The 16294-nt window shown below is 63.6% G+C and carries 14 protein-coding genes and 2 tRNA genes; 7 read left to right on the forward strand and 9 right to left on the reverse strand.

The window, feature by feature from the left end:
- The first annotated feature begins 122 nt into the window (after nt 1-122).
- Nucleotides 123-686: a lipid-binding SYLF domain-containing protein gene (locus GHK24_RS01820; RefSeq protein WP_153468049.1), complete on the forward strand. Its 564-nt coding sequence runs from the start codon at nt 123-125 to the stop codon at nt 684-686.
- A gap of 23 nt (nt 687-709) precedes the next feature.
- Here GHK24_RS01820 and GHK24_RS01825 read toward each other — a convergent pair whose 3' ends face one another.
- Nucleotides 710-3595: an EAL domain-containing protein gene (locus GHK24_RS01825; protein ID WP_228384476.1), complete on the reverse strand. Its 2886-nt coding sequence runs from the start codon at nt 3593-3595 to the stop codon at nt 710-712.
- A 157-nt stretch (nt 3596-3752) separates the two neighbouring features.
- Here GHK24_RS01825 and GHK24_RS01830 point away from each other — a divergent pair, with 157 nt between their 5' ends.
- From GHK24_RS01830 to GHK24_RS01840, 3 genes are read left to right on the forward strand one after another with little or no spacing between them, the layout of a single operon-like run.
- Nucleotides 3753-4202, forward strand: a complete 450-nt coding sequence (locus GHK24_RS01830; protein WP_167680516.1) for a hypothetical protein — start codon at nt 3753-3755, stop codon at nt 4200-4202.
- A complete protein-coding gene (locus GHK24_RS01835; RefSeq protein WP_153468058.1) occupies nt 4199-5701 on the forward strand; it encodes an ATPase domain-containing protein in 1503 nt (500 codons plus the stop codon). The genes GHK24_RS01830 and GHK24_RS01835 overlap by 4 nt, the downstream gene beginning before the upstream one ends.
- A complete protein-coding gene (locus tag GHK24_RS01840; protein WP_153468061.1) occupies nt 5698-6588 on the forward strand; it encodes a GGDEF domain-containing protein in 891 nt (296 codons plus the stop codon). The genes GHK24_RS01835 and GHK24_RS01840 overlap by 4 nt, the downstream gene beginning before the upstream one ends.
- A gap of 37 nt (nt 6589-6625) precedes the next feature.
- On the opposite strand, the gene arfB is transcribed toward GHK24_RS01840, so the two are convergent.
- The 4 genes from arfB to GHK24_RS01860 form a co-directional block, all read right to left on the reverse strand.
- The gene (arfB, locus tag GHK24_RS01845) at nt 6626-7030 is read right to left on the reverse strand and encodes an alternative ribosome rescue aminoacyl-tRNA hydrolase ArfB (protein WP_153468064.1); all 405 of its coding nucleotides are present in this window, start codon (nt 7028-7030) and stop codon (nt 6626-6628) included.
- A 90-nt stretch (nt 7031-7120) separates the two neighbouring features.
- A complete protein-coding gene (locus GHK24_RS01850) occupies nt 7121-8212 on the reverse strand; it encodes a DUF2914 domain-containing protein (protein ID WP_153468067.1) in 1092 nt (363 codons plus the stop codon).
- 74 nt (nt 8213-8286) lie between these two features.
- Nucleotides 8287-8380 (reverse strand) — tRNA-Ser (locus GHK24_RS01855).
- Between the two features lie 72 nt (nt 8381-8452).
- Nucleotides 8453-9679, reverse strand: coding sequence for an aspartate kinase (locus tag GHK24_RS01860; protein WP_153468070.1), 1227 nt, complete (start codon nt 9677-9679; stop codon nt 8453-8455).
- Nucleotides 9680-9985: 306 nt separating this feature from the next.
- On the opposite strand from GHK24_RS01860, the gene GHK24_RS01865 reads away from it, so the two are divergent.
- Nucleotides 9986-10291 carry a helix-turn-helix domain-containing protein gene (locus tag GHK24_RS01865; protein WP_153468073.1) on the forward strand — a complete coding sequence of 102 codons (306 nt, stop codon included), beginning with the start codon at nt 9986-9988 and terminating at the stop codon, nt 10289-10291.
- A 16-nt stretch (nt 10292-10307) separates the two neighbouring features.
- On the opposite strand, the gene GHK24_RS01870 is transcribed toward GHK24_RS01865, so the two are convergent.
- Nucleotides 10308-11141, reverse strand: coding sequence for a radical SAM protein (locus tag GHK24_RS01870; protein WP_153468076.1), 834 nt, complete (start codon nt 11139-11141; stop codon nt 10308-10310).
- Between the two features lie 111 nt (nt 11142-11252).
- On the opposite strand from GHK24_RS01870, the gene queD reads away from it, so the two are divergent.
- Nucleotides 11253-11696: a 6-carboxytetrahydropterin synthase QueD gene (gene queD, locus GHK24_RS01875; RefSeq protein ID WP_153468079.1), complete on the forward strand. Its 444-nt coding sequence runs from the start codon at nt 11253-11255 to the stop codon at nt 11694-11696.
- Nucleotides 11697-11834: 138 nt separating this feature from the next.
- Here the strand turns inward: queD and GHK24_RS01880 are convergent, their stop codons facing one another.
- From GHK24_RS01880 to GHK24_RS01890, 3 genes are all read right to left on the reverse strand, one after another.
- The gene (locus GHK24_RS01880; protein WP_153468081.1) at nt 11835-13073 is read right to left on the reverse strand and encodes an MFS transporter; all 1239 of its coding nucleotides are present in this window, start codon (nt 13071-13073) and stop codon (nt 11835-11837) included.
- Nucleotides 13074-13161: 88 nt separating this feature from the next.
- Nucleotides 13162-13249 (reverse strand) — tRNA-Ser (locus tag GHK24_RS01885).
- A 129-nt stretch (nt 13250-13378) separates the two neighbouring features.
- Nucleotides 13379-14287 (reverse strand): polysaccharide deacetylase family protein, encoded by a 909-nt coding sequence (locus GHK24_RS01890; protein ID WP_153468084.1) that lies wholly within the window; start codon nt 14285-14287, stop codon nt 13379-13381.
- A gap of 430 nt (nt 14288-14717) precedes the next feature.
- On the opposite strand from GHK24_RS01890, the gene exaC reads away from it, so the two are divergent.
- Nucleotides 14718-16238 carry an acetaldehyde dehydrogenase ExaC gene (gene exaC, locus GHK24_RS01895; protein ID WP_153468087.1) on the forward strand — a complete coding sequence of 507 codons (1521 nt, stop codon included), beginning with the start codon at nt 14718-14720 and terminating at the stop codon, nt 16236-16238.
- The last annotated feature ends 56 nt before the right edge of the window (nt 16239-16294 follow it).

A 16294-nucleotide genomic window follows, 5' to 3' on the forward strand; every position in this document is an offset into this window, starting at 1 on the left:
TTCGCCAGCGCACAGATCACCGGCGGACGAAGCTGCAACCTCGTACAGCGGGCCGGCCTGTGGAGAGTCAGACGGCCCTGAGCGAGCGATTCCCGATGTTTTCCGAGGTAAAGGAGAGAACCATGAGCACCCTGCGCCGTAGCTTCCAACACCTGTTCATCATCGCGGCGACCACCTGCGCCCTGACCGGCTTCAGCCAGCAGGCTGCCGCTGCCAGCGCCGAAGACCTCAACAAGGATGCTGCCCAATCCTTGCAGACGCTCTACCGCAGCAACCCCGTCGCGGAGAGCATCGCCAAGAAGGCGCGCGCCATCCTGATCTTCCCGAGCATCGTCAAGGCTGGCCTCGTTTTCGGCGGCAGTTACGGCGAAGGAGTGCTCACCCGTGACGCGCACACGGTCGGCTACTACAACTCGGTGTCGGCCTCCTGGGGCTGGCAGGCGGGTGCCGAGTCATATAGCTACGTGGTGTTTCTGATGAGCGAAAAAGCGGTGAAGTACCTCGACCGCTCGAACGGATGGGAAATCGGCGTCGGCCCGACCGTCGTCGTCGTCAATGAGGGCGCGGCCAAAAACCTTTCTTCATCGACGCTGAAGGACGATGCTTATGCCTTCATCTACGACCAGCAAGGTCTGATGGCGAGCCTGAGCATCGAGGGCACCAAGATCTCGCGCATCAAGCGTTAAGCGCCCGGCACGGCTGCTGCCATCTAACGGCAGCAGCCGCTCTCCAGCGAACATCCGTGGCTTTCGCCCAAGGCCCGCTGTTGGCATTGCAGGCGCCACTGCAAGGTCTTGAGGCGCAGAAAGCCCCGCTGCACCGCGTCTTCGTCGCCGGCGGCCTTGCTCTGACACAATCGCTCGGCAAGCATGTGCACCTGCTCATGCAGATGGACGACGGCAGCGAGTGCCGGACGGTCGCCATAGCGATCAGGCGCCTCGTTCTCCAGCCAATCGGCGAAGTGGCAATGCCGCCCCTCGGGCTGTGACACGGGTCCGACGGCGAGCAGGTAGTTTTCGACCGACCGCTCCCATGCGCGATGCTCGCTGCTGGCAAAGAGCAGCGGTCGCTCCGCGCGCTCCACCAGCGGCAGGTCGCTCCACGCCGGATCAGGCCGCCAGGCCGCCATCCAGGCGGCGAAGTCACCCGCCGGCATCGGCCGCGCGATACCGTAGCCCTGCGCCAGATCGCAGCCCAACTGCAACAGAATCGCCCCATGCTCGACCGTCTCGACCCCTTCGGCGACGACCTGCCGGCCAAAGGCGTTCGCCAGCCCCAGCACGCCGTCGAGGATGGAGAGATAGTCCGGATCGTCGAGCATGTCGCAGACGAAGCTCTGATCGATCTTCAGATGCGTCACCGGCAAGCGTTTGAGGTAGGTCAGTGACGAGTAGCCAGTGCCAAAGTCGTCGAGCGAAAACATCACGCCGATCTTGCGACAGGCGTCGATGACCTGCGAGGCTTGCGCCATATCTTCAAGGGCGCTGGTTTCGAGCACCTCCATTTCGAGATCACCGGCCTTGACCTGCGGATGGGCGGCCAGCACGCCGCGTAAATGATCGACAAAATCGGCCTGCTGCAACTGACGGGCGCCGATGTTGACGCTCACCGGCATGTGCAGGCCAGTATCGTGCCAGCGCTCGATCTGGCCGAGCGCATGCTCGATCACCCACTTGCCGAGATCAACCGCCAGCGGATGATCCTCGATCAGCGGCAGGAAGGCCGCCGGTGGCAACAGCCCGCGTTCCGGGTGCTGCCAGCGGATCAAGGCCTCGACGCCGATGACGGTGCCATTGCGCATGTTCACCTTCGGCTGAAAGTACAGCGTGAACTCGTTGTGCTTGAGCGCGCGACGAATGCGTTCGAGGCTTTCGTGCTGCCCGCGCATATGCCGATCCTGCTCGGCGTCGAACACATGGTAGCGATTCCGGCCGGCCAGCTTGGCCTGATACATGGCCTGATCGGCCTGCCGCAACAACTGATCCGCGTCGACCTCGGCGCCCTGCGGATAAAAGCTCACGCCAAGGCTCGCCGACACCTGGAGATTGAGCTGACCGAACTGCATCGGCTGCGCCGCCGCCGTGAGCAGACGATTGAGCATGTGTACACTGGCCGGCACATCGGCGAGATCGAGCAGCACGGCGACGAACTCGTCGCCGCCGAGCCGCGCCAGCGTGTCGCCCTCGCGTAGCGCCTGCTTCATGCGTGAGGCGACCGTCACCAGCACGCGGTCGCCGGCCTGATGGCCGTGACGGTCGTTGATTTCCTTGAAGCCATCGAGATCGAGATACACCAGCGCGATCGACTGCCCGCGCCGCTGCGATTGCGCCATCGCCTGTTGCAGACGATCAGCGAGCAGCATGCGGTTGGGCAGGCGTGTCAGCGCGTCGTAGTGGGCGATGTACTCCAACTGCCGCTCATGCTCCTTGATCGGCGTGATGTCGGAAAAAAGCGCGACATGCTGGCGAATCGTCCCGTGCGCATCGCGTACGGCGCTGACCGTCAACATCAGCGCATACGCCCCGCCATCGCGGCGGCGGCTCCAGAATTCGCCGTACCAGTAGCCGTCGGTCTGCAAGCCTTGCCAGATCGTCGTCGAAAAGAGATCGGCGTCGCCCCCCAGGCCCAGCGCACGCGGAGAACGTCCGAGTACCTCATCGCGCCGATGGCCGGTAATGTTCTCGAAGGCATCGTTGACGGCGACGATGTTGCCCTCGGCGTCGGTGATCATGATGCCCTCGCGGGCGTGTGTGAAGACATTGGCCGCCAGATGCAACTGCTCCTCCGCCCGCCGCCGCTCGGTGATGTCTTCAAAGACGGTGACAAAGCGCGACGGAGCGGGCGAAAACACCTTGACGCGAAAAAGCCGCCCCAGCGGCACGAACATTTCCTCGAACTCGGTCGGCTGCCGCGTGGCGACGACCTTGACGTAGGTTTCGAGAAAAGGCGCCACCGCCGTGCCGAAGGCCTGCGTCGCCGGTCGCCCGATCACCGCCTCGCGACGCATGCCGGTCTGCTGCTCGAAGGCCGGATTGGTATCGATGATGCAGTAGTCGACGACGTTTCCGCCATCGTCATAGAGCAACTCGTGCAGAGCGATACCCTCGGACATCGCCGAAAACAGCGAGGCAAAGCGCGCCTCGCTTTCGCGCATTTTCTGCTGCGCACGCTTGCGCTCGGTAACGTCCTCGAACATCACGTACACGCCGAGCAAGGCCTCGCTCTCGTCGCGCAGCGGAAAAGCGCCGACGTTCAGCCAGGTGTAGGCCTCCTGCTCGGGGTTGAAGACCCCCATGCCGACATCAAGCACCGCCTCGCCGGTACGTAGCGCCTCCATCGCCGGGTGCTCCTCGCCCGGAAAAGGCGAGCCGTCGTCGCGAACGGCGCGCCAGCGCGGATCGACCGACTTCAGCCCGCGCATCTGGGCAAAGGAGAGGCCAAGGATGCGTTCGGCCGCCGGATTGGCGGTCTTGATACGGGCAAACGCGTCCTGAAAGATGATTCCCAGCGGTAAGGAATCGAACAACAGGCCGCTGAACGGGTAACGGGAAAAGCCCGGTTTGCGGGTATTGCCGGAAGCACTGTCGACCGCCATATTCGATCCCCGGTGCAAAGTAAAAAAACCGACGAAAATCGCGCCTGTCATTGCCTCGCGCGGGCTGCTGTTGAATCGGAAGTGGTTGGTTGACAAAAAAAATCTACGTTCGTGCGATAGCGTACGGATAGTCGGCGCCATTCCCGCAAAAATGCCGATGGCACACAGGCAGAAGAACGAGGACGCCAGGGTGATTGAGGACGACGACGCCATAGGTGCCACCCTTGCCCACTACGCCGGCCCGACGCCAGACGCGCAAGCCATGGCGAATGCCACCCTCGTCGTATGGCAGCTCATCCGCACTCACCTCACCCCCATGATCGGCGAGCGCGGCGTCGATGTACTGCTCAGCCGCGCCCTGCATCTCGCGAGCACGACCTATGCGGGCCTGGGGATCGACGGCATCCACGACAGCATCGAACTGCAACGCCATGTGCAGGCGGCCCTCGCCGGCCAGACGGCGGATCGCGCCGGGCAAGCCAGCCATTGCCTGCTGACGATATTCACCGAGTTGCTGGCGGACTTGATCGGCGACTCGCTGACCGCTCGCCTGCTCGCGCCGGTCTGGGCGACGCCGCCCGATCGCACAGAGGAGTCCGCCCCATGAATTCGCACGTTCCGATCCGCCGTCTCGCCACCGGCGTTGCCGGACTCGACGCCATTCTTGGCGGTGGCCTGCCCGAGTTCTCGTTCAACGTGATCGTTGGCGCGCCCGGTTCGGGCAAGACCACCCTCGCCCACCAGATCATGTTCGCGCTCGCCGAGCGCGGCCGCACCGCGCTCTATTTCACTGTCCTCGGCGAAGCGCCGCTGAAGATGCTGCGCTACCAGCAGCAGTTTTCGTTCTTCAACGCCGACAAAATCAACGACAGCATCCACTTCATCAACCTCAGCGAAGAAATCGTCAACGGCGATCTTGGCCGGGTGCTGACGCGCATCGCGCGCGAAGTCGAAGCGCTCTCACCGGCGCTGGTATTTGTTGATTCGTTCCGCTCGCTGATCAGCGAGTCGCAGACGGCGGCAAACGGCGTGATCGGCCAGCAGCAATTTCTGCAACATCTGGGCAACCAGTTGTCCGGCTGGCAGGCGACGACGTTTCTCGTCGGTGAGGCGTGCGTCGAGGAGAATCCGCCGCCGATCTTTACCGTCGCCGACGGGCTGATCGCCCTCTTCCAGAGCGTCCATCGCAACTCGATGGTGCGTAAGATGCAGGTGCTCAAAATGCGCGGACAGGCAACGCGGCCGGGCATGCACACCTTCCGCATCAGCGGCGACGGCGTCGAGGTCTATCCGGCTGCCATCATCCACGACGACAGCGGCGCCCGCGCCGCACCGCGCGATCCCGGTGAGGGCGGCACGCGTATCGCCATCGGCGTGCCGCGTCTCGACGACATGCTGGGCGGCGGCTTGCCGGCCGGTTATTCGATGCTCGTCGCCGGGCCGTCGGGATCGGGCAAGACCATTCTGGGAACGGCCTTTCTCGTCGAGGGCGTCCGCCGCGGCGAGCCGGGCATCATTGTCGCCTTCGAACAGACACCGAGCCAGTCGCGCACACGCACCCTCGACGACCTCATCCGCGCCGGCAAGATCGGCCTGATCAATACGCGCTCGCTGGATCTGTCGATCGACGAGATCGTCCAGCACCTGATCGAACTCATCCAGAGCATGCACGCGACGCGCGTCGTCATCGACTCCCTCTCCGGATTCGAGCTGGCGGTCGCCCCGACCTTCCGCGAGGACTTCCGCGAATCGCTGTTCCGGATGATCGCTGCGCTCTCCGGCATGGGCGTCAGCGTGCTGATGACCTCCGAACTCGAAGACCGCTACACCGACCTGCGCTTTAGCCCCTACGGCTCGGCCTTCCTCACCGACGCCATCATCGTCCAGCGCTACATCGAGATCGACAGCCGCCTGCAGCGCGTCATGGCCGTCGTCAAAGTACGCGGCAGCGCGCACAGCGACGAACTGCGGCGCTTCGAGATCACCGACGATGGCATCTGCATCGGCGACACCGTGCTCGACTACGAGGGTCTGCTCGGCGGCCGCCCGACCCTCCGGCACTCATCAACGCCCGCCACGCCAGACAAATCGGGCAAATCGCCATGAACGCCGTGCGTAGCCGCCGCCCGCCCACGGGCCGCATCGCGCCAGCGCCCGAACAGGCCACTCCGCCCACTCCCGGCGCAGGCGCGCTAAGCGAACGCGAAGCCCTCGTCACGGCAGCCGAAGCGGCACTCCAGCAGCGCGAACGTGCGCTCGAACAACGCGAGCTCGCCGTACAAACTCGAGAAGAACTCGCCAACGAGCAGGCCCTGCGACGGATACACACTGAAACGCAACTGCGCGAAGCCAACGAACATCTGGTACTCGCCTCACTGCGCGCGCAGACGAAGACCGAAGCCGCCGAAACGGCGACAGCGCAAATGTCCTTCCTCGCCGAACACGATTTTCTGACCGGGCTGCCCAACCGCTCGCTGCTGCTCGACCGACTAGCGCAATCGATCACGCTGGCGCGCCGGCATGGCACCAAGATCGCGTTGATGTATCTCGATCTCGACCACTTCAAGGAAATCAACGATTCCCTCGGGCACCCGGCCGGCGACCAGCTGCTGCAATCGACGGCGCAGCGCCTGCAAACCTGCGTGCGCAACTCCGACACGGTGAGCCGCCTGGGGGGCGACGAATTCGTGCTGCTGCTCAGCGACATCGACACCGCGCAAGACACCATCCTCACTGCCGAAAAACTCATCGCCAGCATGGCCGCGCCACATGCCATCGCCGGGCATCAGCTGCACGTCACCCTGAGCATCGGCATCAGCCTCTTCCCCGACGACGGGCAAGACGTCGACAGCATGCTCAAGAATGCCGACACGGCGATGTACCACGCCAAACGCAGCGGTCGAAACCGCTATCAGCTTTTCGCGCCCACCATGAATTTCCGCCAGGCCGAACGTCGCTCCGGCACGCCTTCCGAGCACGCGCCGCCGCTTTGAAGAACGCGCACCGCGCCGCCCTGACGCCGGGCGCAGCTCAGTCGCCGAGCGAACGCCTTCCGGCCTTCACCGCGCCACGCCGTGCCTTGCTCTGCAAACGCCGCTCGATGGCCCCGCGACCAGGCTGCGTGGCCCGTCGTTTTTTCGGCACATGAGCAACACGGTCGATCAGTTCCTGCAAGCGCGCCAGCGCCTCCGCCCGATTCTTCTCCTGCTGACGGAACGCCTGCGCCTTGATGACGATAACGCCATCCTTGCTGATGCGCTGATCGCCGAGGCGCAGCAAACGCTCGCGAATCGCCTCCGGCAGCGCGGACGCGGCGATGTCGAAGCGCAAATGGACAGCGGTCGACACCTTATTGACGTTCTGCCCGCCCGCCCCCTGCGCGCGGATGGCCGTCATCTCGACATCGTCAAGGCTGATTTGCAGCGAGGGTTTCATCCGCACATACTAGCGCAGAGCACGCCGCATCGCTCAGGACAGGCAGCGCGCCGGAAAGAACGCCCAGAGCGCTCGCAGAGCCCTGAGCGTTCAGAATTCGCGGACGACGGTGCTATCGGCCGGTGGTGCGTCGTGCACCACCGTCAGCGACAGCGTGCCGATGGTTCGCCCATCCTGCGTTCCCACGGTGAAGCGCCAGTCACCATCCGCCGGATCGGCGACCCACGAGTAGCCGCGGTAGCCACGCTCGCGGCCACCCGCCGTCTGGAACTGGCTGCGCGCCACCTCATGCCAGCCGGCCTCGTCGCGCATCTCCCAGCGGTGCTCCAGCGCGGCGGTGACGCCCTTCGGCGCGAAGACCGCCGACACCCCGTACAGGCGTTCGCCCTCGCGCAGATGCAGCGTCGTCGCCTGCTCACGCCAGAACTGCCAGGCGGGAGCTTTTTCCAGCGTCAGCGCATAATGGCCGCCGTGTTGCACAAATTCGTGTCCGACCGCCATGTCGCGCTTGACCAGCGGCACCGGCGCGATCATGCCGTAGTTCCACGCCAGCAGGAGCACAGCCGCCAAGCCCCACGCCGGCAAGACGCTTCCCGGCCGACCGGGCGAAAGCCGCTGCAAGACGTGCGCCAGCACCACGCCAACGCCAGTCGAGATGTAAAACCAGCGCGCATCCAGACTGCCAACGAGCTGAGGCAAGGCGAAGTTGAACAGCAGGATGGCGCTCAAGGCAAACAGCGCCCAGGTGAGCGTGAAGCGCTTGCCGTAGCGTTTGCCGGCAAACTCGTTGCCGACGAGCAAGGCGCCGAGAAAAGCGGTCATCAGCCAGGTGCCGAGATGGCCCGAGCTTTTGAAGTAGAGAATGAACAGCGCCGAGAAGATGCCGCCGTAAAAGAAGTTGAGCAGCAGGTACGGCGCCTGCCAGAGCAACGCCGGCATGCGCCCGCGCAGACCCTCGCCCGGCTCGGGCGCCACCGCCTGCAAGGCCTCGCGCCGGGCCATCCAGAGCGCCAACACGGCGGCGCCGACGAGAAAGGCGCCCAGACGCCAGAAGTCGAGCGTCTTGACGCGCTGACCAATGGTCAGCGCATCCCAGATAAAGCCGCCAAGAAATGCAGCCAGCGGATAAAAGCGCCGCAAGGGGATCACAGCAGTCGTCTCGTCAAAAGCAGCAACGCCCAAACGAAAAACCCCGCAGGGCTTGGCGCTCGGCGGGGTATTCGTAACGGTAAGAGACCGTTTTTTGCCATGTCACTTGGCGGAGACGGAGGGATTCGAACCCTCGATACGAGTTTTAGCCCGTATGCTCCCTTAGCAGGGGAGTGCCTTCGACCTCTCGGCCACGTCTCCGAGGCGGGCGGATAATAACGGGTTCGCCGCCCGGGGTCAAACCGCCTGTGACAATACAGACAAACCGGTCAGTCACTCCGCCTTATCGAGGTCAAAGGTCTTGTGCAGGGTACGCACGGCGAGTTCGAGGTACTTTTCGTCGATGACGACCGAAATCTTGATTTCCGAGGTCGAAATCATCTTCAGATTGATGCCCTCTTCGGCCAGCGCGCGGAACATGCTGGAAGCGACGCCTGGATGCGAGCGCATGCCGACGCCAACCGCCGACACCTTACAGATGTGCTTGTCGCCAACGATCTCGCGTGCCCCGATGTGGCCCTTGACGGTTTCGAGCACGCCCAGCGTCTTGTTGTAATCGGCCCGATTGACGGTAAACGAGAAATCCGTCGTGCCGTCGCGACCGACGTTCTGGATGATCATGTCGATGTCGATATTGGCATCGGCCACGGGCCCGAGAATCTGGTAGGCGATACCCGGACGGTCGGGAACGCCAAGAACGGTCAGCTTGGCCTCGTCGCGGCTGAAGGCGATCCCGGAGATGATCGGTTGTTCCATGCGCTTGTCTTCCTCAACAGTAATCAGCGTGCCTTCGCCTTCGTCCTCGAAGCTCGACAGCACGCGCAGTTTGACCTTGTACTTACCGGCGAACTCGACCGAACGGATCTGCAGCACCTTCGAACCCAAGCTGGCCATTTCCAGCATTTCCTCGAAGGTGATGGTGTCGAGCTTGCGTGCCTCGGGAACGACGCGCGGGTCGGTCGTGTAGACGCCATCGACGTCGGTGTAGATCTGGCATTCGTCAGCACCAAGCGCTGCCGCCAGGGCGACGGCCGAAGTATCGGAGCCGCCACGCCCAAGCGTCGTGATGTTGCCGTCGGCGTCTGCGCCCTGAAAACCGGCAACGACCACGACGAAGCCCTGCTCCAGATCGGCGCGGATACGCGCATCGTCGATCTGCAGGATGCGCGCCTTGGAGAAGGTGCTGTCGGTAAGGACGCGCACCTGCGCACCGGTGTAACTTTTCGCCTTGAGGCCCTCGGCATGCATCGCCAGGGCCAGAAGGCCGATCGTTACCTGTTCGCCCGTCGAGGCAATGACGTCGAGCTCGCGCAGGTCTGGCTCGGCGGCAATCTCGCGCGCCAGACCGATCAAGCGGTTGGTTTCCCCGGACATCGCCGAAGGGACAACGATGATGTCGTGACCTTGTGCCCTCCAGCGCGCGACGCGCTTGGCGACATTTTTGATCCGCTCCGTCGACCCCACCGACGTGCCACCAAACTTCTGCACTATCAGCGCCATTCCAGCCCTACTCCCGTCACGCACTAGGCGAATTAAAGGGCCGGAGTTTATCGCATCAGGGGCACAAATAACAGGCAACTCCGGTCAAACCCAGTGACGCAAAAAGTGCGTCAACGCGTTGCCGAAAATGCTCTTGGGGTGCATCGAAAAATCGTCGCCGTCATGCTCACAATGCCACTTGCAATTCATTCGAATTGGATTATACTGCCGCACCTATGACTAAGGTCATATACCGATCACCTCCGGCAGATCAACGGAACACCCTCCGCCCAAGCGCCGGAAAGTCAACCGTTAGAAAGGAAAACTATGAGCAACGTCAAGGCGTTGGAAAAGATCGAACCGCGTGAAATCCGGCGCAAGCTGGGTTTGAACCAACAGCAGTTCTGGTCGAAGATCGGCGTAACGCAAAGCGGTGGTTCGCGTTATGAAAGCGGCCGCAACATGCCCAAGCCTGTGCGCGAACTGTTGCGCCTAGTGCATGTTGAGCAAATCGACATCAACCGCGTCAAGCGCGAAGATCTCGATGTGGTCGAGTACCTGAAGGTAGAAGATCCGACGCTGCTGAAGACCCTCAAGAAGTCTGCCAAGGCCAAGTTCAAGAAGGCGGCCTAAGCCTTGCCACCGGGCATCAGGGGTTGGCGACAACCTCGATGCCCAGGGCTGCAATCTTCTGCGCAAAGGCGCTGAAAGACGCAGCCGACAGCGGCGAAAGCCGCGCTGCATCAGGCTGTTGCGAAGGGCGTGCCAGACCGTAGAGGTGCACGCCCTTTATTTTTGCCACTGCCTGCTGCACCCAAGCCAGATACGCTGCCTCCTCGTCGGCATCGGGCGCCTCGCCATCCATCGCAAACCAGCAAGTCTGCAGCCAGGTAGGTGCGAGTTCGGCGCAGTCGAGCAAGGCCGCATGCATCTGCGCCGGCGTCCGCCGCACGCGATTGACCTGCAAAACTCCCTGCGTTGTCGCCCGGTCAATCTTGAACCAGACCTCGCCCTCTAGCTCACCAATTCGGGCAATTCCAGCCCGCACCGCCGGCCGATGCACCTGGCTGCCGTTCGTTATAAGCCTTAACCTCAAGGAATCGACCAGCCCCAGGTCGCCAAGAACGCTCGCCACGCCGACGACGGCGTCGGCAAACTCCGGCGCCGTCGTCGGCTCACCATCTCCCGAGAACGCCACGTCGACGAGGCGACGCGATTCCGCAGGAACGCAGCGCGCCATGAAATCGCCGTGCACGACATCGTGCAAGAACCCGCGTAACTCGCTCTCCAGACGCGGCAGATCGAGCGCGGGAGGCCCGCCACGCTGCAGGTTGGGTACTTGGCAATAGCGGCACGCCCAATTGCAGGCGGCGTTCGGATTCAGGTTGATGCCGACAGACACGCCGCCGGCGCGGCGCGACACGACAGGATAAACGTAGCGCAAACCGGCGCTGTCGCGGCGGTGATCAACGATGGTGAGCATGCAGACAGCCTCGTCAAAAGCCGGCATCCCACCACGCCGGCGGGGTGCCAAAGTGGCGATGATATAATCAGCCCCCGCTTAATGCCGTCCGTCCACGACCAAAATCACGAAATGCTCATCACCCGCCGCCTCGAATTTGACGCTGGACACCGAATTCCCGACCACAAAAGCCAGTGCCGCAATCTGCACGGACACCGTTACGCCATCGAAATCACGCTTTCCGGCGAGGTCATCCAGCGCGATGGCGACGCCGCCAACGGCATGGTGATGGACTTTTCCGACGTCAAGGCGCTGGCAAAAGAACATCTGGTCGACGTGTGGGACCACGCTTTTCTGGTCTATGCCGGCGACACGGTCGTGCGTCAGTTCCTCGAATCACTGCCCGCGCACAAAACCGTCATTCTCGACCGGCCACCAACCGCTGAAAACCTGGCGCAGGAAGCATTCCGCATCCTCGACCAGCGCTACCGCGACGTCTACGGCAACCACCTGTGCCTTGAACGCGTGCGCCTCTTCGAGACGCCGAACTGCTGGGCTGACGCGTTGCGCGCCTAAGCGCCTAGCTGCAACGCCCGCGCCAAGGCGACGCGGCACCGCCTGACGCTTCGGGCGGACATAAGCGAGCCCCTCTGCCACCAACCGCGCCGTGCGCCGTCGATCGTCGCGCAGGCGCGGGCAACGGCCCCGCCCGCATCAGACCGCCGCCGGTTTTTCCCTATACATACGATCGCGTTTCGCCAGCGTCGGGAAAAGGCGTAACCACGCCACGGCGATAATGACAGTGCCGACGCCGCCGCTGACGACCGAGCCGACCGGCCCCAACAGCGCCGCTGTCGCGCCCGACTCGAATTCACCGAGCTGATTCGAAGCACCGATGAATATCGAATTGACGGCCGAAACGCGCCCGCGAATGGCGTCGGGCGTCTCCAGCTGCATCAAGGTCTGCCGCATGACGACGCTGATGTTGTCCGCGGCTCCGGTCACGACCAGCGCCAGCAAGGAGAGCACAAAATGCTCCGACAAACCAAAGACCACCGTCGCGACGCCAAATAGCGCCACCGCCGCCAGCAAACGCGGCCCGACACGCCGCTCCATCGGCCAGCGCAATAGCACCAGCGAAATCGCTAACGCCCCCACCGCCGGCGCCGCACGCAGCAAGCCCAGCCCCTCTGGGCCGACGTGCAGAATGTCGCGCGCGTAAATCGGCAGCAGGGCCGTGGCGCCGCCGAGCAGCACGGCAAAGAGATCGAGCGAGGTGGCGCCGAGCAGCAACTTGTTTTGCCAGACGAAAACGACGCCGGCAAACAGATTCGTGAGGTCGATTTGCTCGGTCGACGCCACATGTCGATGTCGCACCAGCAGCATCAGCACAAAGGCCAGCAGCAGTAGCACGGCGCAGGCCACGTAGACCCGGTCCGCGCCCAGCGCATACAGCACGCCCCCCAGCGCCGGCCCGCCAATGATCGCCGCCTGCATGCCGCTGGAACTGAGCGTCACGGCCCGCTCGATCAGCGTCGCGGGCACCAGCAAAGGAATCAACGCCTGTTGCGCCGGCATCTGGAAGGCACGTGCCATACCCAGCACGACGGACAAACCCAGAATCAACCCACGCGTCAGGAAACCCACTTCCGTCGCCGCCAGGAGCAGCCCGGATACCAGCGCTTGCGCCAGCAGGCAGGCAGCAAAAATGCGGTTGCGCCGCAAACGGTCGGCGACAAAGCCGGCCGGCAGAGTCAGCAGCAGGGCGGGAACGAACTGAAAGAGTCCCACCAGTCCAAGATCCCACGCACTGCCGGTGAGGTCGTACATCTGCCAGGCAACCGCCACCATCAGCATCTGGTTCGCGGTCGTACCCGCCAGCCGGGCCAGCCAGAAACGAATGAACTGAGGATGCGCGAGGAGATCGGCGAGGCGCGTGGTCGGTGTCGGCATTGAGCAGCTTGGAGTGATGACTCCGCCTGCGGTTCAAACCGACGGCGGAATCACATGCGCCAGACAGCGCGCAGCGGCGCGAAATATCTGGCGGAAGCGGTGAGATTCGAACTCACGAACGGTTGCCCGTTGCCGGTTTTCAAGACCGGTGCAATCGACCACTCTGCCACGCTTCCGGATGTTGCCTGCGCCGCGACGGCGCGAATGATAGCACGCGATTCTGGCGACTCCGCCTGTGCCCGCTGCGTTCGGGGCGCCCCGGTTAACTGACGACCGCCACAGGCCAAGAGCACACCCCGGAAGGCTCAACCGGGGAATTCAGGCCCTTGCACCAGCAGCTTGCCAGAACGCCCCGGCACCTCGTCGAAACACACGGCGTGGCGCGGCAGGCGTTTCAGGTCGAGGCTCGCCGCCATGTCAGCCATCGATACCAGAGAGAAACCTTGCTCCTTCCAGCCTTCGAGCAAGCGCTCGAACTGTGGCAGCAAACGCATTCCTTCCAGTTCTGCATGCAGGGTGAACACCTGATCGCCCGACTGTCCATCAGTCAGCGCCAGCAGATGATCGGCGACGGAATCCGCCGTGATGTCGTCGACACCGATCAACTCATCGAGCGTCGGCAGCGTCGTCGGCAACTGCGGACAGGCGACGATCTCGCCATCGATAACCGGGATGAACGGGTGCGTGCCCCGGCAATCCGAACTGATGGCAAAGCCCAGACGCTGCGTCAGGCGCAACGCATGGCGGTTCATTTGCCAGCCGGCCGCGCCGTGCACGCGCGGCGCTTCGCCAAAAATCTCGGTGAAGCGCGCCACCGCCCGCGTCATCTCCGTTTCCACCCACGCATTGTCGGCACCGACCACGCCATCCTGCCAGCGCACGTGGTCCCAACAATGCACGCCCACCTCGAAACCGGCATCGCGCACGACGCGCAGCGTGCTGCCGCAACGGCGTCCGATATTCGGCCCCGGCAGAACAACGCCGTACATCAGGGTAAGCAGTCCGTAGTGCTCCAACACCGAAGTGCGCTTCACCTTCTTCATGAAGCCCGGCCGGAAGGCGCGGCGGATGGCGCGACCGGTGTGATCCGGCCCCAGCGAAAAGAGGAAGGTGGCGCCGGCTTGCTGGCGAGTCAGCAGATCAACCAGCGCAGGAACGCCGCGCAGGGTGCCGCGATAAGTGTCGACGTCAATCTTGAGGGCAAGGCGTTTCATGGGCGGAACGTAGCAAAGGGCAAGGACGCAACGAGGTCGATCACCGGGATTAACGCGCCCCGGCAAGAGCGACACAGCGGACGGGCGCCAGACTCGCCCCCCGGGAACGGGGCGGCGACAGGAAGGCGCGCATTATAGCGCGGCGATTCACCAAGCTCGGTGCGCTGCGCGTCGACCACCGCATCACCCGCCGTACCCAACGGCACGCCATGCACGCTGTCGCATTACGCGACAGCCGTCACAGAACGAGACAGCGGCGGACGCCTCCACGCCCACCGCCAGCGCCATGGAACGCCGCAACAACAGTGACTTAACGCTCCCTTCAGGTGTGGCACAGATATTGATATGAGCAACAGGCGACGCTGGCTGAGCGCCATTTGCAACCCTCGTCGCGAGCAATCCCCACATCACAATAATGAAGGAGACAGAAATGCTTTACGCCCCTCCCGGCAGCAACGGTGCCAAGCACACGTTCAAGACGCGCTACGACAACTTCATCGGCGGCGCCTGGGTGCCACCGACGCGCGGCGAGTACTTTGACGTCCTCACGCCGATAACCGGCAAGCCCTACACCCAGGCAGCCCGCTCCGGCGCCGAGGATATCGAACTCGCGCTTGATGCCGCCCATGCCGCCGCCGAACGCTGGGGCCGCACCTCAGCCGGCGAACGCGCCAACGTGCTCCTGAAGATCGCTGACCGCATCGAAGCCAATCTCGAACGGCTGGCCTACGTCGAGACCATCGACAACGGCAAAGCCATCCGCGAGACGCTCAATGCCGACATCCCGCTCGCCGCCGACCATTTCCGCTACTTCGCCGGCTGCCTGCGCGCGCAGGAAGGCGGTCTTTCCGAGATTGACGAAAACACCGTCGCTTACCACTTCCACGAACCGCTCGGCGTCGTCGGCCAGATCATCCCGTGGAATTTTCCGATCCTCATGGCCGCCTGGAAGCTCGCACCAGCGCTCGGCGCAGGCAACTGCGTCGTGCTCAAACCGGCGGAATCGACGCCGATCAGCATCCTCGTGCTCGCCGAACTGATCGCCGACCTGCTGCCGCCGGGCGTCCTCAACATCGTCAATGGCTATGGCCGCGAAGCCGGCATGCCACTCGCCACCAGCCGGCGAATCGCCAAGATCGCGTTCACCGGCTCCACCGCCACTGGCCGGCTGATTGCCCAGGCCGCCGCGCAGAGCCTGATTCCGGCGACGCTCGAACTCGGGGGCAAATCGCCGAACATCTTCTTCCCGGATATCGCCGCCAGCGACGATGACTTCCTCGACAAGGCCATCGAAGGACTCGTCCTCTTCGCCTTCAACCAGGGTGAGGTCTGCACCTGCCCTTCACGCGCGCTGATCCACGAGTCGATCTACGAGTCGTTCATGGAACGCGTGCTGGCGCGCATTCGCAACATCAAGCAGGGTTCCCCGCTCGACACCGAGACCATGATGGGAGCGCAAGCCTCGCAGGAGCAGATGAACAAGATCATGTCCTACCTTGAGCTGGGACGTCAGGAAGGCGCCGATTGCCTGATCGGTGGCGACCGGGCGCACCGCGAAGGCGATCTCGCTGGCGGCTATTACATCCAGCCGACCGTCTTCAAGGGCCACAACAAAATGCGCATCTTCCAGGAAGAGATCTTCGGCCCGGTGCTGGCGGTCACCACCTTCCGTAGCGAGGCCGAGGCGCTCGAAATCGCCAACGACACGCCCTACGGCCTCGGCGCCGGCGTCTGGAGCCGTGACGGCAACACCGCGTACCGCATGGGCCGCGCGATCAAGGCCGGACGCGTGTGGACCAACTGCTACCACGCCTACCCGGCGCACGCCACCTTCGGCGGCTACAAGGAGTCGGGCATTGGCCGTGAAACGCACAAGGTCATGCTCGACAGCTACCAGCAAACCAAGAACCTGCTGGTGAGCTACAGCCCGAAGGCCCTCGGCTTCTTCTGATCCGTCCGCACGAACCGGGCGACGGGGGGGCGTCTGACCGTCCGTCGCCACACTTT

The organism is Rhodocyclus gracilis (assembly GCF_009617575.1).
GTDB classification, from domain to species: domain Bacteria; phylum Pseudomonadota; class Gammaproteobacteria; order Burkholderiales; family Rhodocyclaceae; genus Rhodocyclus; species Rhodocyclus gracilis.